Source organism: Desulfovibrio legallii (assembly GCF_004309735.1).
GTDB classification, from domain to species: domain Bacteria; phylum Desulfobacterota; class Desulfovibrionia; order Desulfovibrionales; family Desulfovibrionaceae; genus Desulfovibrio; species Desulfovibrio legallii.
Map to the genome: position 1 here is coordinate 73,079 of NZ_SIXC01000003.1, position 18,597 is coordinate 91,675.

The 18,597-nt window shown below is 65.5% G+C and carries 17 protein-coding genes and 1 tRNA gene; 11 read left to right on the plus strand and 7 right to left on the minus strand.

Going from position 1 to position 18,597, the window contains the following annotated elements; translation table 11 throughout:
* Positions 1-32 precede the first annotated feature (32 nt).
* The 5 genes from EB812_RS02860 to pyrR form a co-directional block, all read right to left on the minus strand.
* Positions 33-926, minus strand: coding sequence for a carbohydrate kinase family protein (locus EB812_RS02860; RefSeq protein ID WP_130957799.1), 894 nt, complete (start codon positions 924-926; stop codon positions 33-35).
* A gap of 15 nt (positions 927-941) precedes the next feature.
* Complete coding sequence (locus EB812_RS02865) at positions 942-1,634, minus strand: putative Se/S carrier protein (protein WP_130957800.1); 693 nt, start codon at positions 1,632-1,634, stop codon at positions 942-944.
* A 96-nt stretch (positions 1,635-1,730) separates the two neighbouring features.
* Positions 1,731-1,958 carry a sulfurtransferase TusA family protein gene (locus tag EB812_RS02870; RefSeq protein WP_130957801.1) on the minus strand — a complete coding sequence of 76 codons (228 nt, stop codon included), beginning with the start codon at positions 1,956-1,958 and terminating at the stop codon, positions 1,731-1,733.
* The gene (yedE, locus tag EB812_RS02875) at positions 1,958-3,052 is read right to left on the minus strand and encodes a YedE family putative selenium transporter (RefSeq protein WP_130957802.1); all 1,095 of its coding nucleotides are present in this window, start codon (positions 3,050-3,052) and stop codon (positions 1,958-1,960) included. The genes EB812_RS02870 and yedE overlap by 1 nt, the downstream gene beginning before the upstream one ends.
* Positions 3,053-3,317: 265 nt before the next feature.
* Positions 3,318-3,857, minus strand: coding sequence for a bifunctional pyr operon transcriptional regulator/uracil phosphoribosyltransferase PyrR (gene pyrR, locus EB812_RS02880; RefSeq protein ID WP_118230405.1), 540 nt, complete (start codon positions 3,855-3,857; stop codon positions 3,318-3,320).
* Between the two features lie 174 nt (positions 3,858-4,031).
* Between pyrR and EB812_RS02885 the strand changes: the two genes are divergently transcribed.
* The 11 genes from EB812_RS02885 to EB812_RS02935 all read left to right on the plus strand — a co-directional run bounded on the left by EB812_RS02885 (position 4,032) and on the right by EB812_RS02935 (position 16,472).
* A complete protein-coding gene (locus EB812_RS02885) occupies positions 4,032-4,349 on the plus strand; it encodes an IscA/HesB family protein (RefSeq protein WP_207287303.1) in 318 nt (105 codons plus the stop codon).
* A 111-nt stretch (positions 4,350-4,460) separates the two neighbouring features.
* The gene (locus tag EB812_RS02890; protein ID WP_118230403.1) at positions 4,461-4,778 is read left to right on the plus strand and encodes an IscA/HesB family protein; all 318 of its coding nucleotides are present in this window, start codon (positions 4,461-4,463) and stop codon (positions 4,776-4,778) included.
* 87 nt (positions 4,779-4,865) lie between these two features.
* Complete coding sequence (gene mfd / locus EB812_RS02895; protein WP_118230402.1) at positions 4,866-8,309, plus strand: transcription-repair coupling factor; 3,444 nt, start codon at positions 4,866-4,868, stop codon at positions 8,307-8,309.
* Between the two features lie 25 nt (positions 8,310-8,334).
* Complete coding sequence (locus EB812_RS02900) at positions 8,335-9,336, plus strand: peptidylprolyl isomerase (RefSeq protein ID WP_130957803.1); 1,002 nt, start codon at positions 8,335-8,337, stop codon at positions 9,334-9,336.
* Between the two features lie 245 nt (positions 9,337-9,581).
* Positions 9,582-10,517 carry a peptidylprolyl isomerase gene (locus EB812_RS02905; protein ID WP_242621169.1) on the plus strand — a complete coding sequence of 312 codons (936 nt, stop codon included), beginning with the start codon at positions 9,582-9,584 and terminating at the stop codon, positions 10,515-10,517.
* Between the two features lie 84 nt (positions 10,518-10,601).
* The gene (locus EB812_RS02910) at positions 10,602-11,657 is read left to right on the plus strand and encodes a helix-turn-helix domain-containing protein (protein ID WP_130957804.1); all 1,056 of its coding nucleotides are present in this window, start codon (positions 10,602-10,604) and stop codon (positions 11,655-11,657) included.
* Complete coding sequence (gene recO / locus EB812_RS02915) at positions 11,654-12,406, plus strand: DNA repair protein RecO (protein WP_118230398.1); 753 nt, start codon at positions 11,654-11,656, stop codon at positions 12,404-12,406. Before EB812_RS02910 ends, recO begins: the two co-directional genes overlap by 4 nt.
* Before the next feature lie 63 nt (positions 12,407-12,469).
* Entirely contained in the window at positions 12,470-13,348 is an 879-nt protein-coding gene (gene glyQ, locus EB812_RS02920; protein WP_118230397.1) for a glycine--tRNA ligase subunit alpha, read from the plus strand.
* Between the two features lie 3 nt (positions 13,349-13,351).
* On the plus strand, positions 13,352-15,445 hold the full coding sequence (glyS, locus tag EB812_RS02925; protein WP_130957805.1) for a glycine--tRNA ligase subunit beta: 2,094 nt from the start codon (positions 13,352-13,354) through the stop codon (positions 15,443-15,445).
* Positions 15,446-15,741: 296 nt separating this feature from the next.
* Positions 15,742-16,014, plus strand: coding sequence for a 30S ribosomal protein S20 (gene rpsT, locus EB812_RS02930; RefSeq protein ID WP_118230395.1), 273 nt, complete (start codon positions 15,742-15,744; stop codon positions 16,012-16,014).
* Positions 16,015-16,395: 381 nt separating this feature from the next.
* Positions 16,396-16,472, plus strand: a tRNA-Arg gene (locus EB812_RS02935).
* Positions 16,473-16,762: 290 nt separating this feature from the next.
* On the opposite strand, the gene gatA is transcribed toward EB812_RS02935, so the two are convergent.
* Both gatA and gatC read right to left on the minus strand, forming a co-directional pair.
* Positions 16,763-18,223 (minus strand): Asp-tRNA(Asn)/Glu-tRNA(Gln) amidotransferase subunit GatA, encoded by a 1,461-nt coding sequence (gatA, locus tag EB812_RS02940; protein WP_130957806.1) that lies wholly within the window; start codon positions 18,221-18,223, stop codon positions 16,763-16,765.
* Positions 18,224-18,261: 38 nt separating this feature from the next.
* Positions 18,262-18,555 (minus strand): Asp-tRNA(Asn)/Glu-tRNA(Gln) amidotransferase subunit GatC, encoded by a 294-nt coding sequence (gatC, locus tag EB812_RS02945; RefSeq protein ID WP_118229865.1) that lies wholly within the window; start codon positions 18,553-18,555, stop codon positions 18,262-18,264.
* Positions 18,556-18,597: the final 42 nt, after the last annotated feature.

An 18,597-nucleotide genomic window follows, 5' to 3' on the forward strand; every position in this document is an offset into this window, starting at 1 on the left:
CTTCTGCGTCCCCTGGCGGAGAAAAAAGTTTTTTAAAGTTTTCCTTCCTCCACAAGCAAATCTTTCTCCCTTACCAGCATCTCCGGCAGCCGCGCCAGCAGCTGGCCGATCTGGAAGCCAGGGTCCGGGGCGCAGTCCTGGGCCAGCAGCCGCGCTGCGCGTGCGGCGGCCAGGCTGGCCCGGCAGATGGGCAGCCCGCCGCAGAGAAAGGCCGTAACCAGGCCTGTGACCAGGTCGCCCGTGCCGCCGATGCATTCCATGGCCTCCACCGAGGGCGTATCCACCGTGGCCGCCAGCATGCCGTTGCAGACGATGTGGTCCGTGCGGCCCTTGACGATGAGGTTGGGCGGGCAGTTGCCGTGGGCCTGGGCGCGGCGCATCAGTGCGGGCAGGTCTTTTTCTTCCGCCAGCAGAAAACCACGCGTGTAGAAGGGGTGGGGCGCGGTTTCGTCGGCCAGAAAGGCCAGTTCGCCCAGGTCCGGGGTGAACAGGTCGTAGGCGTCGGCGTAGCCGCTCATCTTGGCCACATACATATAGCCCGCGTCGGCCGCCAGCAGGGGGCGGACGGGCAGGGCGCTGATGGCCAGCAGCAGCCGGTTGTGCCAGTCCACGTCGGGGAAGAGGTAGTGAAAGGTGAGCCCACGTGGGGCCAGGGCGGGCAAACAATCTTCAAGATGGGCATAGACGGCGCGGCTGCCCGCGCCCGATCCCGTGTCTCCGGCCAGGAGCAGGCGCGGCGGGGGAAAGTTCAGGGCGGCGCAGGCCAGCAGGGCCGTGGCCGCCAGGGCGGGGGTGCCGCGCTGCACCGGTGTGCGGAAGCCGTCGGGAAGGATCAGGAAGCCGTCCCGCACCGCCGAGGGCGCGTCCAGGCCCGCCGTGAGCAGCGGGGCCGCGGCGTCCGGCAGGGTTCCCACAATACACCACATGGTTTCCTCCGTTTTTCAGGCGACAGGGCGGCTGGCAGGCTGGTCCGCAGTCTGCTGGGGCGTGCCGTCCGGTTGCCGCGTCCCCGTGTGGGGCGCGGCCATGACGGTCCTGAGTTCGTCAAAGGCCTTTTGCAGGCTGTAGCAGCACAGGGTCTGCCCCAGGCTCAGGGGGGCCGGGGCAGTCTGCAGGTCGCGGCCACAGAGCTGACTGGCCAGCCAGGGCACGTCCGGGCAGCCGCCGCCTGAGATATTGACAATACGGCCCGTGGCGCTGTCCAGAGTGATTTTCATGTTGGCCGCACGCACCATAATCCAGCGGCCATTGATGCGGCGGGTCTGAAACAGGGACACGGGTTCCAGAAGCACATCGTGGGCGCTGACCGCGCGCAGGGGCGTGAGCCCCGCTTCGTGCAGTACGGTCAGGGCGCGGGCCTGAAGCAGCAGGGGAAAGACCACCACCATGTCGCAGCCCGTACGCAGTTCCGGGGGCGGGCCCTTGACCTCCACCTTCAGCCCGGCGGCCCGCAGAAGGCGTTCGGCCCGGATGACCTCTCCGGTATGCTCAAAAACCAGCAGACCACGGTCGTCGCAGCCCTGGCGGCCGTTTCCGGCGGGAGCGGTCGCCGGCGAACGCGCGCCCAAGGACGCGCTGGGCAGGCGACCGCGCAGAAGGGAAAGCGCCTTGCGCACGGGAGAAAAAACAGACATGTCGGCCTCCGTGGCAATCCCTCCGGCGGGCCATGACGCCGATTCCGGCGGCAAAAGGCCCGCGCGGAGGGATTGCCGGGGATAGGGGAAAGCAGATCAGGCCTTATGGATTTCCAGCAAGGTCACGCCTGCCCCCTTGTCCGCGGCGTCTGCGGCGTCCACCACAAAGCCGCGGTTGCGCGCGGCGCGGCTGACGTTTTCGCGGCTGGCGTCGTTATCCACCAGCACGCTGAAGGGGCCGTCGCCGTTCCGCTTGGCGGCGGTGAGAAACAGAAGCACGGGTTGGGGGCAGGAAAGCCCGCGGGTGTCGATGACTTGCGACATTACGCACCTCGCTTGCAGTTGGCGAATCCGATGCAGAGACAGATGCCCAGGCCTGCCAGGGTGGCGGCCATGCCGTGGGGGCCTATGCCGGCAGGGCTGGAGGCCAGACCGAAGTTGTGGGCCACGGCCGTGCCCACCAGCAGGCCCAGGGCAAAGACGGCGGCGTCGTTGTCGCCTTCGCCGGCCATGAAGAGCTGTCGTCCGGGGCAGCCGCCGGCCAGGGCAAAGGCCAGCCCGGCGGTGGCCATGCCGAGGAAGTTCCAGAGATCGTTGGGCTGGGCCACGGGTTGATTCTCAAAACCCCAGTGGAAGGATCCGAAGCCCAGGTTGAGGACCAGGGCGGCGGCCAGCATGGCCAGAAAGCCCAGGGCCAGGTGCCATTGGTTGAAGAGCAGCACGTCGCGCAAAGCGCCCATGGTGCAGAAGCGGCTGCGCTGGGCCGCAAAGCCCACGGCCAGGCCGGCGCAGAGCGAGAGGATGAAGGGCGCGTGCTGTGCGCCGGGGCCTTTGAGAGAGTAGAACAGAACGCCGCTCTGGCCCTGGCCGCTTACTTGCGGGTCGGCCAGGGCCAGGGCCGTGAGCCCCAGCATGATGGCGGGCAGAACCAGGCCGGAGATGGCGTTCTGGCTTTGGCTGCGGCCCAGGGAAAAGCCCTTGCGGAAGAAGAGCGTGCCCACGCCCACACCGACGATGAGCCCGGCCAGGCCGAACAGGGCGTGCGCGTCGCCGCCGGCCAGGCGCAGGATGACGCGCCAGGGGCAGCCCAGAAAGACCAGCGCGCCTATGCCTGCCACAGCGCCCAGCAAAAAGCGGGTGATGGGGGCGGAACCGCCGCGCGGCTTGTATTCGCCGAAAAGCAGGGCCGCACCAAAGGCCCCCAGAACCATGCCCATGATTTCGGGCCGCAGGTACTGCACCACGGCCGCCCGGTGCAGGCCTATGGCGCCGGCGATATCGCGGTTGAAGCAGACCACGCAGATGCCCATGTTGCCAGGGTTGCCGGCCTGCTGCAGCAGCACAGCCAGCACGCCGAACAGCAGCCCTGTAACCACAATGCCTGTGGTGGTGGCAAAAATGTTGGAGCCCGTTCTCATTGCTTTCTCCTTGGTAAGGGTTAGGCCAAGGCTGTCCGGCGGGCGGTTGCGTCCGGCGGACAAAAGGCGTTGCCGGCCCTTGCGGGCCGCGAACGCGGACGGAGAAAACGGGTCGGGAAGGAGGCTAGGACAAAAAGACGGGCCCGAAACCGCATGGCCGTCCGCATACGCTCCACGACGTGAAGCCTAGGTTGCTGCGTCAGGTTTTGCGTTTGGGCATGTGAGGTTCCTTGCGTTGTCGAAAAGTGGCGACGAAATGTAAAAATCAGTCGCCGGGGGCGATCAGGCTTACGGCGTCCTGGCCGTCACGTTCGGTCAGCAGCACGTCCACGTGTTCCTGACGGCTGGTGTTGACCGTGCGGCCTACATAGTCCGCCTGGATGGGTAGCTCACGGTGGCCGCGGTCCACCAGCACCAGCAGTTCCACGGCGCTGGGGCGGCCGTAGTCCAGGAGGGCCTCCAGGGCGGCCCGGATAGTGCGTCCGGTAAAAAGTACGTCGTCCACCAGGATGACCACGCGGCCGTCCACATCTTCGGGGATGCAGGACCGGCCGATGTGGGGCTTGCCTTCAAGGCTTGTCCAGTCGTCGCGGTAGAGATTGATGTCCAGAGTGCCCAGGGGCACGGGGCGGCCCAGGCCGTGCCCCAGAAGGGCGGCCAGGCGGCGGGCCAGGTCTGCGCCCCGGCGTTCAATGCCCACCAGCATGACCTGGTCGCAGTGGGCGTGGCGTTCCCGCACCTGCGAAGCCAGGCGGTCCAGAATGCGGGCGATTTCCTGTTGGTCCAGCAAGGGGATGGTGGGCATGGTTCCTCCGGATATGCCCCCGCAGGCTACGTCATTTTCAGCCCGAAGGAAAGCCCCTGCCGGGCAAAAGGCCGCCGGGCGGCGGCAGGCGGGGGGCGGTGGCGGGCTTTTCACAGATTGACAAGCCCTGCCCTTGAACTTAGTTACAAAGACACCAGAAACATGGAGGACGTAATGATCGAACTGAGTGAAAGCGCCCGCAAGGAGCTCGACGCCTTCTTCGCGGACAAAAAAAAGGATCCCATTCGGGTCTATATGACCGCCGGCTGAGGCGGGCCGCGCTTGGCACTGGCTCTGGACGAGCCTAATGATCAGGATCAAACCGAAGAACAGGCCGGCTACACTTTTTGTGTCAATAAAACCTTGTTGGACCAGATTCAGGGCGTGAAAATCGACCTGACCTACATGGGCTTTGCTGTGGACCCCGCAGTTCCCTTCGCCTCTGACGGCGCAAGCAGCTGCGGCAGCTGCGGCGGCGGTTGCGGCAGTTAGGACAAAAGGCAACCGACGCCTTGCGCGGCGCGGAAGGGTTCCACTGGCAGAGCATCGCCGGAAAAGTTTTTCGGTGGCGTATGCCTCCATTATACCCACATGGGAGGAACCATGCTTGACTTGAGTGAAAGCGCCCGCAAGGAACTGGAAGCCTTTTTTGCGGACAAGGAAAAAAGCCCCATTCGCGTTTATCTCGCCCCTGGCGGCTGCGGTGGGCCGCATCTGGCTCTGGCCCTGGACGCCGCGGGCGACGAGGATCAAAGCGAAGAGCAGGGCGGCTTTACCTTCTGCATCAACAAAGACCTTCTGGCTCAGGTGGAGGGCGTCAGCATTGATCTGACCTACGCGGGCTTCACGGTGGAGCCCAAAAATCCCCTGCCCAACACGGGCGGCGGATGCAGCGGCTGCTCCGGCGGCTGCGGCGCGTAGTCGGCCCTCGATTCGGAACACCCATATACTCACGGGGGCGGCCTCAGGGCCGCCTTTGTGTGTCCTTCCTCCAGCAAACAGGCAGCGATGGAGAATCTCAGCGCACTGCTTTCGTCCGGCAACCGGCAGATATATCTGGAGCGCAGCGGTCTGGCTACCCGCTGCCGTCTGGCCTGCGCCGCTGTGGCTGCGGGCCGCAGCGCCGTGCTGGTGGCCCGCGACAGGGAAGAATACGCCGCCGCGCGCGGCCTGCTGACCCTGTTCAGTCCAGAACTTTCGCTGGCCGACCCCCCGCCGGAACGCCCGGTGTGGGAAAGCCCCTGCCTGGGGCTGCCTACGCCGCATCAGTGGCAGGACGCCGCCGCCTGGACCGCGCGCCTGCCCGTGTTCTACGCCCTGACCCAACAGCGCCCCCGCTGTCTGGTCTGCGGGGTGGAAAGCCTGCTGCTGCGCTATATGAGCGTGGGCTTTTTTGCCGCACGCAGTCTGGATCTGCAGCGGGGCGGCGAGCTCGCGCCCGAAATGGTGCTGGACCAGGCCGCCGATTGGGGCTACGGGCGCGTGTCCATGGTCACCCGGCCCGGCGATATGGCCCGGCGCGGCGATATTCTGGATATTTTTCCCGTGGGCTACGCCCGGCCCGTGCGTCTGGAGTTTTTTGGCGACACGCTGGAGGACATGCGCCTGTTTGACGCTGAAAGCCAGCGCTCTCTGCGCGATCTGGAGTGCCTGACTCTGCTGCCCGCCAGCCCCCTGGCCCTGGACGCGGCAGGCTTGGCCGCCGCACGGGAGCGCTGCGACCGTCTGTTTGCCGAAGGCCGCATCGGCGAAAACGAATGTTATTCCTTCAAGAAGGCCCTGGATGCGGGCGGGGCCGGGCTGCTGCCCGGTTGTCTGGACCCATCCCCCAGCCTGCTGGAGGACTGGCTGCCCGACGACTGCCTCTGGCTTTTGCCCGGCGAGGCCGACAGCGCGGATCTTGTGCGCGACGGCCGCGCCACCCTCAAAGAAAAACTGGAGGCGGAAAGCGCCCCCCTGCCGCAGCCCGCGAGCCTGGCCCTGCGCAAGGCCGCGCTGCCCGCACCGTGGAACGCCCGGCAGCGTGTCTATGCCGAGCCCCTGGTCATGGGCGTGGAGGGGCGTGGGCTGGATTTTGCCGAGCGCGCGCTGCACGGCTTTACCGATCTTTTCCCTCTGCCCGGCGCGCAGGACCGCCCATGGCAGCACTTGGCCGCTGGTCTCAAGGAATGGAGCGGGCAGCGGCGCCAGGTGGTGCTGAGCTTTGCCAGTGAACGGGGCCGGAATAAATTTCTCAAGCTGGCGGCGCAGGAGGGCATTGTCCCGGCCCTGCGCTACGCGCCGGAACAGCACGGCCTGTTCGCCTTGGTGTCCCCTTTCCGCGGCGGGGCGGAACTGGGCTGGGACAACAGCCTGGTGCTGGGCGAAAACATCCTCTACCCCAAGGCCGAAAAGACCCCCCGCGTGGCCTCCCGCGCCTTTAAGGGGCTGGACAGCTTTGACGACCTGCGCCCCGGAGATTTGCTGGTGCACAAGGAATACGGCATCGGCCGTTTTGCCGGGCTGCACCACCTGGATCTCAACGCGGCGGCCAATGACTTCATCCTGGTGGAGTATTCCGGGCGGGACAAGCTCTATGTGCCCGTAGACCGTCTTGGCCTGCTGCAGCGCTTCAAGGGGACCGAGGGCGCGGAGCCGCCCCTGGACCGCCTGGGCGGTGCGGGCTGGACGGCCGGACGTGAAAAGGCCCGCAAGGCCATTGAAAAAATTGCCGCCGACCTGGTGGAAATGTACGCCTACCGCAAGGTGACCAAGGGCTTTCGTTATGATCCCCCCGGCGACCTCTACCATGAGTTTGAAGCCACCTTTGGCTTTGAGGAAACGCCGGATCAGGCCCGTGCCATTCAGGAAGTGCTGGAGGATATGGACCGGCCCCGGCCCATGGACCGGCTGGTCTGCGGCGACGTGGGCTTCGGCAAAACCGAAGTGGCCTTGCGCGCCGCCTTCCGCGCCGCCTCCGAGGGACGGCAGGTGGCCCTGCTCTGTCCCACCACGGTACTGGCCGAGCAGCACTACCAGACCTTCCGGGCGCGTCTGGCGGGCTTTCCCGTCAATGTGGGCCTGCTCAGCCGTTTTGTGCCGCGTCCCCGGCAGAAGGAGGTGCTGCGCGCCGCCGCCGCCGGACAGGTCGACATCCTCATCGGCACCCACCGCATCCTTTCCAGCGACGTGCGGCTGCCCAACCTGACCCTGCTCATCCTGGACGAGGAGCAGCGTTTCGGCGTGCGTCACAAAGAAAAACTCAAGGCCCTCAAAAAAAACGTGGATGTGCTCACCCTTACGGCTACGCCCATCCCACGCACCCTGCAGCTCTCCATGTCCGGCATTCGGGAGCTTTCCATCATTGAAACGGCACCTCAGGACCGCAAGCCCGTGGCTTCGGCCGTGCTGCGGCGCGACGAGGCCACCCTGCGCCAGGTGCTGGAGCGCGAAATAGCGCGCGAGGGGCAGGTCTTTTGGGTTTACAACCGGGTGCAGGGGCTGGAGCGTGTGGCCCAGTACGTGCGCGGGCTGGTCCCCGCAGCCCGCGTGGGCATGGCCCACGGCCAGATGTCCGAAACCGAACTGGAAAACACCATGCACCAGTTCTGGCACGGCGAGCTGGACGTGCTGGTCTGCACCTCCATTGTGGAATCCGGGCTGGATTTCCCTCGCGCCAATACCTTGGTGGTGGATCAGGCCCAGATGTTCGGCCTGGGGCAGCTTTACCAGTTGCGCGGCCGCGTGGGGCGCAGCGACCGGCAGGCTTACGCCTACTTTGTGGTGCCCGACGCCGAGCGCCTTACCGCCGTGGCTGAGGAGCGCTTGCGCATTATTCTGGATATGGACTACCTGGGCGCGGGCTTTCAGGTGGCCATGGAGGACTTGCGTCTGCGCGGGGCGGGCAATATTCTGGGCGAGGTGCAGTCCGGGCACATGTGCCGGGTGGGGCTGGACCTGTATCTGGAAATGCTGGAGGAGGCCGTGGCGCGCCTCAAGGGCACGCCCGAAGCCCTGGTGGGCGAAACCGAGCTGACCTTGGGCCTGCCTGCGCACATCCCCGCCACATATATTGAAGACGGGCGCGAGCGTCTGCGCTGCTACAAAACCCTGACTGCAGCCGTGGGCGGCGCGGCCCGGGAAGAGGCGGCCCTGGCCATCCGCGACCGTTTCGGCCCCTTCCCCCCTGAATTGCGAAATTTCCTGGCCGTGCTGGATTTCAAACAGTTTCTGACGGAACTGCAGGTGCAGAAGGCTGATGTCTACAGCGACCATGTGCGGCTGATCTGGCCTGAAGGACAGACCGCCGCCCGGCCGGAAGGTCTGGTAGCCTTGGCCGCCCGCACACCGGGGGCGCGCCTGCTGCCCCCGGCGGGCCTGCATCTGCCGCTGCCCCCGGATGTGGACGTGCCCCGGGGGCTGGACAGCCTGCGCGCGGCTTTGACCGGCGTGCGCGCCGCCCCGGCGGCCTGACTGCCGCCAGTCTGTGGGAGGAACCATGATTGCCGACCCCGCTGTGGCGCGCCGTACACGCCGTGCAGGATTCCTGCTGGCGGCGTTCTGCCTGTGTCTGGCTCTGGCCGGCTGCCTGGAGGCGCGGCTGCCCGAGGGCGTGGTGGCCACCGTCAACGGTGAGCCCATTTTTTTGCGCGGCCTGCAGGCCTTGCTGGACAGCCGTTCCGCGACCCTGGGGGTTCTGCGGCGCCCCTCGCTGGAAGACATGCGCCGCCGCTATGGCGAAGGTCTGGGCTCGCTTATCGTCTGCGCCCTGGTGCGGCAGGATCTGCAGCGTCGCCAGCTGGCTGTGAGTCCTGAAGCTCTGGAGGCGGCCATTGACGCCGTACGACGGGACTACGGCGGCAAAGAGGCCCTGGACCGTTATCTGGCCGACGAGGCTCTGGATGCGGAGCAGTGGCGGGCCCTCATGCGCGACCACCTTTCGCTGGTGCAGTTTGAAAAACTGGTGCTGGAGCCGGATATCCGGGTGGGGTTGGAAGAAATTCGGGCCTATTATCAAGCGCATGGGGCGGATTTTCAGCTGCCCTCGCTGCTGGCGGTCTGCCTGGTCAGCGCCGATGAGCGGGCGGCAGTGGAAGGCTTTTGCCGGGCCTTGCCCCGGCTGCCCGGCAGGGAAGAGGAAGGCGCGCCTTATCAGTGCCTGGAGGTCCGTTCTGAGGACCTGCCCGCGGTCTGGCGCAAGGCCGTGGCCGATCTGGCCCCGGGCCAGTGCGCTCCGCCCCGGAAGGAGGAAGGCGCCTGGCGCTCTGTGGCGCTTATGGCGCGCAAGCCTGCCGCGCGTATGGATCTGGCCGAAGCCTATCCGCTGGTTGAGCGGGAACTGCGCGAAGAAAAGCTGGACGCCGCCTTTCTCCGTTGGCTCGAAGCCGCCTTGGCCACGGCCCGCATTCGGGTAGCCCCGGATCTCAAAACGGACCTTGTGACGCCGCCTTCGGCCCGGAAAAACGGGGAAGAAGAAAGCGGCGCGGAGCAGGTGCCGTAGGGCCGCCCGTTGCATCCGGCGGCGATTTGGGCTAAAAACGGCTAGATTTGGCTGCCCCGGAAAGTTGCCGGGTGTTGCCGCCAGGGGCGCTCTTATCCTGAACGCGCTGGCAGCGGCATGAGCAGGCGCCCGCCGCAAAGGCGCAGGCGCAATTTATTTGCGTCGGCAGGCCGCCGAAGCGGGCGTGCTGTAAACTTTGAGAAGATATGTCCTCAAAGGTAATCTGCTCCAAGGGAGAATACATCGTGAAAAAAACACTTGTTCTGCTGCTGGTTGCCTGGCTTGCGGTTGCGGGCGTGGCCCGGGCCGCCCAGCTCAACAAGGTGGCGGCCGTGGTCAACGGGCAGGTCATCACCATGTTTGACCTGCAGAAGAACGCACTGCCGGACCTGGCCCGCGCCAGACTCAATCCCAATGATCCCAAACAAGCCAAGGCCGTGGATGCTGTGCTGCATAAGGTGCTGGATCTGATGATCATGGACATCCTTATCGCGCAGGAGGCCAAGCGCCTTAAGGTCAGTGTTTCGCCGGCCGAAGTGGACAAAGAAATTGCCAAAATAATGCAGGCCAACCATCTGACAAAAGAGCAGTTCGAGCAGCAGTTGGCCCGGCAGAAAGGCAGTGTGGCCGACCTGCGCGCCAATATTGAAAAAGGTCTGCTGCGTCAGAAAATCATGGGTATGGAGGTGGGCCGCAAGGTAGTGGTCACCCCGGATGAGATTCAGGCCTATTATGAAGCCCATAAGGACACCATGTACGACCGTTCTGGTCTGCACATGGGCGTTCTGGTCTATCCGCCCAACGTCAATGCTGCATCCATAGCCACCCAGATCAAATCCGGCGCGCTTTCATTTGAAGAGGCCGCCCGCAAATATTCCATCGCGCCCAACAAAGACAAGGGCGGCGATATGGGCCTTGTGGAATGGGAACGGCTTAATCCCGAATGGGAAGCCCGCCTGACCAAGATGAAGCCCGGCGACGTAACAGATGTTTTCGATCTGCAGGGCCGCAAGGCCCAGGTGCATTTGTTCCGTCCCGGCGGCGGCGGGGCGCAGCTGCTTACTTTTGAACAGGCCAAACCCCAGATTGACGCTATTTTGCGCCAGCCCAAGGCTATGGAACGGTTTGAGGACTATTCCGCCCAGCTGCGCAACCGGGCCGTCATCGACATCCGGCTGTAACGGGCCGGGGCCCGGCGCGGGCGGACGCGCCGGGGCCTTTTAGCCGCGCCGGGGGCGGCGCGCATCCGCATACCGAGGCATGGCATGACCTTAGAGGAACTGGGCGCGGCCCTGCGCGCCGAACGCGAAAAGCGCGGCCTGAGCGTGGATGATGTGGCCGCGCATCTCAAAATCGGGGCGCGTCAGCTGCGCGCCCTGGAAGAAGGCGACACTGCGGGCCTGCCCCATCCGGCCTACGCCAAGGGCTTTATCCGTTCCTATGCCGCCTATGTCGGGCTGGCGGCCGAAGAAGTAGCCACAGCCCTCGTCGCCCTGAACAGCGATGCGGAAGCCGCACCGCCCCAGAGCGTTTACGAGCCGGAGCGCCTGCTTGCGCCTTCGCGTAACCTCAGGCCTTTTCTGGCCCTGGCGGCGGCGTTGGTGCTGCTGGCTGGTCTGGGCTGGCTGGCCTGGCGGCAGGGAGCGCTGGATTTTGTGACGTCCCAGACCCGCCGTCTGGCGCAGCCGGCTACAGAGGCCGAAGTGGTCCCCAGCCGGGAACGCGCCGTGCCCCTGTCCTCGGCCCAGTCTCCGCAGATGGTCGTAGAGCCTTCCGTGGCGGCGCCGGGCGCTTCTTCGTCCGCAGCGCCGTCCACTTCTGTGAGTCCGTCCGGAGCCCCCCGGCCTGGCGCAACAGACGTCGCTCCCGGCGGGCTTGCCGCCGGCGTTGCAGACAGCCAGTCCGTCGCTGTGCCCGGCGGGGCTTCCGGCAACGTCGGGGCCGGGGCCACTGTCCCCACGCCCGTGGGCACGCCCGGCTGGGGCGGGCAGCCCGCTGCAGCTGCAGTCCAGCCCGGCACAGCTCAGCCCGGCGCAGCGCAGCCTGGCGCAGCGCAGCCTGGCGAAGAGCAGAGCGGTCCGCATAAGGTCATCCTTACCGCGCTGGAAGAATGCTGGGTGCACTCCAATGCCGATAATACCGATACCCGCCAGTTTTCTTTACGCAAGGGTGATACCTTTGCCCTGACCTTCAGCAAGAGTCTGGAGCTCAAGCTGGGCAACGCCGGCGGCGTGCGCCTGCGCTACGATGGTCAGGATCAGCCCCCGGCCGGGCAGAGCGGCCAGGTGCGCACCCTCAAGTTTCCCCCGGCCCAGCCATGACCGAATGGGCCGACAGCGCGCTGGTGCTGCGTATGGGGCACTTTCGCGAGGCCGACCTCTGGCTGAAGATGCTCTGCCGCGGGCACGGGCTGCTGACCCTCTTTGCCTTCGGCGGCAGCCGCAGCCGACGACGCTTCTGCGGTTGTCTGGATGTGCTCAACAGCCTGCACTGCCGGGTCAGCGCCTCGCGGCGCGGCGATTTTCTCAATCTGGAAGAGGCCGTGCTTCTGGACGGACCGCAGACCCTGCGGCAGGACTGGCGGCGCATGGGCCTTGCGGCCAACTGTCTGCGCTTTGTGGAAGCGCTGGGCGTTACGGCCGAAGGCGCGGCCGGGGCCTATGCCCTGGTGGAGGATCTGCGCCGCACGCTGGAAAGCGCGCCGGCCTTGCCCGGTCTGTTCCCGCTGTTTTTCCGGCTGCGCCTGGCCGGAGTCATGGGCTTTGCGCCTAATCTGGAGAGCTGCGGTCAGTGTGGCGCGCCTCTGGAGGGGGGCGGACAGTTTGTGGTGGACGAAGGGCAGATGCGCTGCCCTGTCTGCCGCGCGGCGTCCGGACCGGCGCGTTACGGCGTGGAGCTGCGCCCAGCCGGGCTTGACCTTTTGCGGCATGTGCAGCAAGAATTGCCCTCCGGTTGGCGCGTGGACGCGCTGCCCGCCGAGGACCGGCGGGCCTGCGCCAGGGCCATCGACGGTTTTGTGCAGTACCACCTGGGGCTGGCCTGGGAAGAGGGCTTTTTTCGGCGCGTCTGAGGGCGCGATTCCCGTTCCCCCTGTTGCAGCGGGATCGGACCACGGCAGAACAAAGGACACGGCATGTACTTTCAGGACGTCATTCTGACCCTGCAATCTTACTGGGCCCGGCAGGGCTGCGTAGTGGAACAGCCTTCGGGCGTGGAGTGCGGCGCTGGCACCTTTAATCCCAACACTTTTTTGCGGGTTATCGGTCCGGAACCCTGGAGCGTGGCCTATGTGGAGCCTTCCCGTCGGCCCACGGACGGCCGCTACGGCGAAAATCCCAATCGTCTGCAGCGCTACTTCCAGTTTCAGGTGGTGCTCAAACCCTCGCCGGACAATGTGCAGGATCTTTACCTGGAAAGCCTCCACGCCCTGGGCATCAAGCCCGCGCAGCACGACATCCGCTTTGTGGAAGACGACTGGGAATCCCCCACCTTGGGGGCTTGGGGCCTGGGTTGGGAAGTCTGGCTCAACGGCATGGAGGTAAGCCAGTTCACCTACTTCCAGCAAGTGGGCGGCATCGACCTCAGCCCCGTGAGCGTGGAGCTGACCTACGGCCTGGAGCGTCTTGCCATGTATCTGCAGGGCGTGGAATCGGTTTACGATCTGGCCTGGAACAAGAATGTGACCTACGGCCATATCTACCACCAGAATGAAGTGGAGCAGTCCCGCCACAATTTCGAGGCCAGCGACGCCGCCATGCTGCTGCGGCATTTCAGCGATTTTGAAGGCCAGTGCAAAGCCATGCTGGAGCTGGGCTTGCCCCTGCCCGCCTATGACTACTGCCTGAAGTGCTCGCACACCTTCAACCTGCTGGACGCGCGCGGAGCCATTTCCATCACTGAACGCACGGGCTACATCGGCCGGGTGCGCGCCCTGGCGGCGGGCGTGGCCCGCGCCTATGCAGCGCAGCGCGAGGAACTGGGCTATCCCATGCTCAACAAGGATGCGAGGTAAGCCGTGGCCACTTTTGTGCTTGAAATCGGCAGTGAAGAGCTGCCTTCCCGTTTTTTGGCTCCGGAAGAGGCGGAGCTTGCCGCCCGTTTTACCGCCGCCATGGATGAAGCCGGTCTGGAATACGGCGCGCTTACGGTCATGAGCACTCCGCGCCGGGCCGTGGTGCTGGTGCAGGATCTTGCCCCGGTGCAGGCGCAGCGTGAGGAGGTTGTCACCGGCCCGCCCGCGCGCGCGGCCAGGGACAAGGACGGCAAGCCCACCAAGGCTCTGGAAGGCTTTGCCCGCAGCAACAACTGCGCCGTGGAGGACGTCTTTACCCTGCAGACCGAAAAGGGCGAATATGTGGCCGTGCGCAGGCAAAGCGGCGGGGCGCCCGCCGGAGAACTGCTGGCTGCCCTCTGCCCGGCCATTATCACGGCTTTGCCCTTTGGCAAGCGCATGCGCTGGGGGACATACAGCATGGCCTACGCCCGGCCTCTGCGTTGGGTTCTGGCCTTGCTGGACGACCAGGTGGTGCCCTTTGCCTTGGGGCCGCTGACCTCCGGGCGGGAAACCCACGGCCACCGCATCCACGGGCCCGGTCCCTTTGCCGTGGCCCACGCCAGGGATTTTTTGTCCGTGCTTGCCGGTCCCTGCGGCATCACGCTGGACCCGGCGGAGCGCCGCCGCGTCATTGTGGCGGGCGGCGAAGCCCAGGCTGCAGCAGTTCAGGGCAAGATTCTCTGGAAGGACAGCCTGCTGGACGAAGTGCAAGGCCTGACCGAGCATCCTGTGCCCCTGCTGGCGGATTTTGACCCCGCCTATCTGGAAGTGCCGCGCGAGGTGCTGCTCACCAGTATGGAGAGTCACCAGAAGAGCTTCGGCATTGAAGGCCCGGACGGAAAACTTTTGCCGTACTTTCTGACAGTGCTTAACCTCACGCCCGAAGACATGGGCTTGGTCAAGCGCGGCTGGGAACGCGTGCTGCGCGCCAGACTGGAAGACGCCCGCTTTTTCTGGCGCGCCGACCTGCGCGAGAGCTTTGAACACTGGCTGCAAAAACTGGACGCGGTCATCTTTATCGGCGGTCTGGGGAGCATGGGCGACAAGACCAGACGGCTGGAAGAGCTGTGCCGCTGGCTGGCCGGGGCCTGCGCGCCGCAGCTGGACGCAGCGGACGCGGCCAGGGCCGGGCGGCTTTCCAAGGCTGATCTGGTCAGCGCCATGGTGGGCGAGTTCGACACCCTGCAGGGCGTCATGGGCGGCATCTACGCCGCGCGCAAGGGCGAGAGCGCCACGGTGGCCGCCGCTCTGGGCGAGCAGTACCTGCCCGCCGGGCCAGATTCGCCCTTGCCGACCAGTCTGGCGGGGGCGCTGCTCTCGGTGGCGGACAAGGCGGATACCCTGGCTGGTTGCTTCGGTCTGGGCATGATTCCCACCGGCGCGGCAGACCCCAACGGTCTGCGGCGCTGCGCCTTGGGCATCATCCGCATTATGCTGGAATTCGGCCTCAGGCTGGACGCGCGTGAACTGTTTGCCAAGGCCCAGCAGCTGTACGGGGATCGGCAGTGGAAATTCCCGCCCCACGAGGTGCTGGACAAGCTCATGGACTTTTTCACCGCGCGGCTGCGCAACCATTTTATGAGCCAGGGGGTGGACACGCCCCTGGTGGACGCGGCCTTGGGCGCGGGCGCAACGGACGTGCGCGACTGTGGCGCGCGACTGGCGGCGCTGACGGCCTTCAGCCGGGAAGAGGGCTATGCGGCGGCAGTGCAGACCTTCAAGCGGGTAGCCAATATCCTGCGCAAGCAGGCCGCTGCCCAGGGAGAAGGCGTGCCGGACCACTGGGACCCATCCTTGTTGCGGGAAGCTCCGGAACAGGCCCTGGCCGCCACCCTGGAGACGCTGCTGCCGCGCCTGGATGCGCTGTGGGCTGCCGGTGACCACAAGGCCCTGCTGGACTGCTTGGGCGAAGTGCGCCCAGCGGTGGACGCCTTTTTTGACGGCGTCATGGTCATGGCTGAAGACGCAGATCTGCGCCGCAACCGTCTGGCCATGCTGCGGGCCTTGGGTTCCCGCTTTGCCCGGCTGGCGGATTTTGCCGCCCTGCAGCAGTAGGCACTTGATGCGGCGTCCTTCTGACGGCTGCGCAGGCAAGCGTCTCCCAAGGGGGCTGGCCTTGCTTCTCTGCCCAGGCGGCGGCCGTCGTCCTGTTTCTCTGGAGGACGCGAGTCTTTCAGGGAGGCCGCTTCCGGGCAGTGGCAGGGCGTTGGCCGCAAGCGGCTGTGGGCGGGAGCTCTTGACAGGTCCTTTTTACTGTGCTAACAGCACCAATTCGCCATCGGGCGACAATAACACGCCATCATGGCTTGCCCGGCAAGCCTGAAGCATTTTAAACTGAGCGGAGGAACACCGTGGCTAACCATAAGTCTGCCCTTAAACGTCACAAGCAGAGCCTGCAACGCGCCAGCCGCAACCGCGCCGCCCGTACCAGGGTGAAGAACGCCGTCAAGCAGGTGCGCGTCGCCCTGCAGGGCAACGACAAGGCCCAGGCCGGCGAGGCCCTGGTGGCCGCTACTTCTGTGCTGTCCAAGGCCGCCGGCAAGGGCGCTCTGCACTGGAAAAAGGCCGCGCGCAAGATTTCGCGTCTGGCCCGCGCCGTTAACGGCCTGGAAGCCGCCGAGTAGCACGCTGTAAGCGCACTGCGAGGTCATCCCTGCGGGGGTGGTGTGCCGCGTGATGTGTGCTTATGCCTCCAGAGCGGCCGTCTGCGTGTGCAGCACCGGGGCAATGGAATCTGCATTGCTCTGGCGGAAGCGGCAGGACCGGGGTCGGTGGGGTGCTGCCGCAGGACCGCTGCGGCAGTGGCCGTGCGCCAATGGGCCTGACAGGGCTAATGCACCTCGCTTGACTGGTGTTCTGGCTTCCCTTTTGCGAACAGGGCAGGCGGGCTCCATTTGTAGCGGTTCGTTTTGATAGTTCCGGATAACAGTGCAAGATTTTAGAAAAATTTTTGGGGAAAAAACTTGACGCCGCCTGCGGCTTGGGATACTTTCCCCTTCGTTGACGCGCTCGTAGCTCAGCTGGATAGAGCAACAGGCTACGAACCTGTAGGTCGGGAGTTCGAATCTCTCCGGGCGCACCACAAAACAAGCAAGCCCTTATGGTTATCGCCATAAGGGCTTTTTGTCTGGGCCCCCGTCTTTGAGGTAGAGCCCACAAAAGCCCCTGTGCTCTGAGAGCGCAGGGGCTTGTTGGCTGTCAACGGGTCTACTCTGGAAAGCTGTGCGGGTTACTTCCACAGCCGCCAGCATATTTTTTTATGGTCCACCCTGTTGCCCGCGGTGTGCCTGCTTTTTTACAGCACAGCAGGAGTGGGCAGTCCTTTTTGCGCCTGCCTGATCATCCTCGCGCACCAGAGCTGCAATATCCAGCTCACAGCGCGGGCGTTCCCAAGGGGGGCAGGGCTTGGGTTAGGCTGTGGCCCAGAGCCAGAAGTTCGGATTCGGCAAAGGCCTTGCCGATAAGCTGTACGCCGACGGGCATGCGGCTGGCCGCGCCCAGGCCCACGGGCAGGGAAAGGCCGGGCAGGCCCGCCAGATTAAGGGAGAGGGTGTAGGCGTCCATAAGGTACATCTGCAGCGGGTCGCCGCTGTGGCTGCCCAGATTCCAGGCCGTTACCGGGGAGACCGGGGCCAGCAGCACGTCGCACTGCTCCAGGGCGGCCAGGTAGTCGTCGCGGATGCAGCGGCGCACCTGCGCGGCCTTGCGGTAGTAGGCGTCGTAGTAGCCGGAGGAAAGCACATAGGCCCCCAGCATAATGCGGCGTTTGACTTCCTGCCCGAAACCCTGGCTGCGCGAACGCACGTAGAGTTCTTCCAGATTGTTGATCGGGGCGGCGCGGCGGCCGTAGCGCACGCCGTCAAAGCGGGCCAGGTTGGAGCTGGCCTCGGCCATGGCAATGATGTAGTAGGTGGCGATGGCCGCATCCGTATGGGGCAGGCTCACGTCTACCAGGGTCGCGCCCTGGGCTTCGGCCGTGCGCAGGGCTGTTTCACAGGCGTCGCGCACTTCCGGGTCCAGGCCTTGGCCGTAGAATTCTTTGGGCAGGCCCAGGCGCGCGCCTTTGAGAGGGCGGCTTTGCAGCGCGGCGGCATAGTCCTCGGCGGGCCGGGGGGCGCTGGTGGCGTCGCGTTGGTCGTGTCCGGCAATGACGTCCAGCACGCGGGCGCAGTCTTCCACTGTGCGGGCCAGGGGGCCGATCTGATCCAGAGAGGAACCGTAGGCGATGAGCCCGTAACGCGAAACCCGGCCGTAGGTGGGCTTGAGGCCCACGCAGCCGCAAAGGGCGGCTGGCTGACGGATGGAGCCGCCCGTGTCTGTGCCCAGAGAAGCAAAGCACTGCCCGGCACTGACCGAGGCTGCGGAACCGCCGCTGGAGCCGCCGGGCACCTTGTCCGTATTCCAGGGGTTGCGGGTGGTCTGATAGGCGGAATTTTCCGTGGAGGAGCCCATGGCAAATTCGTCCAGATTGGCCTTGCCCAGAATAACGGCCCCGGCGGCGCGCAGGCGCTCTACGGCCGCGGCGTCGTAAAAGGGGACGTAGTTTTCAAGGATGCGGGAGCCCGCCGTGGTGCGCAGACCTTTGGTGGACAGGGCGTCCTTGATGGTCATGGGCACGCCCCAGAGGGGACGCGAGGGGTCAGGCCCTTCCTTGTCCAAGGCGGTGGCCGTGGCCAGCGCGCCTTCCCGGTCCACGGTGAGCAACGCGGCCAGGCGGGGTTCGGTGGCGGCAATGCGCTCCAGGCAGGCGGTGGCCGCCTCCACGGCGCTCAGTTCTTTGTTCTGCAGGGCCCCGGTCAGGGCGGTCAGCGTGAGAGAGCAGATGTCGGTCATGGTGTTCTCGGCGTGGTGCAATGTGGGGTGCGGCGCGACTAAACTATGCGCGGCACGATAAAATACTCCCCGTCCGCTTCGGGGGCGTTGGCCAACACTTCTTCGCGCCGGCGGCGGCGTTCGGCCATGTCTTCCCGCAGGGGGCCCTGATGCAGGGCCGGGCTGTAGAGGGGTTCCACCGCGTTGGTGTCCACGCGGGCAAGCACGTCCATATAACCCAGAATGTCGCCCAACTGTCGGGCAAACAGCTCCTGTTCCTCTTCGCTGATCTGGAGGCGGGAAAGGGCAGCCATGTGGCGCACGTCTTCTTTGCCGATGGTCTTGTTGCTCATGCGATTTTTTCCTTGCTCCGGAAGTGTTCCACCCGTTGGGGC

Bases quoted from the DNA above. Each gene is read 5' to 3' on its own strand.
- EB812_RS02860 (WP_130957799.1), bottom strand. From the start codon at position 926: ATGTGGTGTATTGTGGGAACCCTGCCGGACGCCGCGGCCCCGCTGCTC.
- EB812_RS02865 (WP_130957800.1), bottom strand. From the start codon at position 1,634: ATGTCTGTTTTTTCTCCCGTGCGCAAGGCGCTTTCCCTTCTGCGCGGT.
- EB812_RS02870 (WP_130957801.1), bottom strand. From the start codon at position 1,958: ATGTCGCAAGTCATCGACACCCGCGGGCTTTCCTGCCCCCAACCCGTG.
- yedE (WP_130957802.1), bottom strand. From the start codon at position 3,052: ATGAGAACGGGCTCCAACATTTTTGCCACCACCACAGGCATTGTGGTT.
- pyrR (WP_118230405.1), bottom strand. From the start codon at position 3,857: ATGCCCACCATCCCCTTGCTGGACCAACAGGAAATCGCCCGCATTCTG.
- EB812_RS02890 (WP_118230403.1), top strand. From the start codon at position 4,461: ATGCTTGACTTGAGTGAAAGCGCCCGCAAGGAACTGGAAGCCTTTTTT.
- mfd (WP_118230402.1), top strand. From the start codon at position 4,866: ATGGAGAATCTCAGCGCACTGCTTTCGTCCGGCAACCGGCAGATATAT.
- EB812_RS02900 (WP_130957803.1), top strand. From the start codon at position 8,335: ATGATTGCCGACCCCGCTGTGGCGCGCCGTACACGCCGTGCAGGATTC.
- EB812_RS02910 (WP_130957804.1), top strand. From the start codon at position 10,602: ATGACCTTAGAGGAACTGGGCGCGGCCCTGCGCGCCGAACGCGAAAAG.
- recO (WP_118230398.1), top strand. From the start codon at position 11,654: ATGACCGAATGGGCCGACAGCGCGCTGGTGCTGCGTATGGGGCACTTT.
- glyQ (WP_118230397.1), top strand. From the start codon at position 12,470: ATGTACTTTCAGGACGTCATTCTGACCCTGCAATCTTACTGGGCCCGG.
- gatA (WP_130957806.1), bottom strand. From the start codon at position 18,223: ATGACCGACATCTGCTCTCTCACGCTGACCGCCCTGACCGGGGCCCTG.
- gatC (WP_118229865.1), bottom strand. From the start codon at position 18,555: ATGAGCAACAAGACCATCGGCAAAGAAGACGTGCGCCACATGGCTGCC.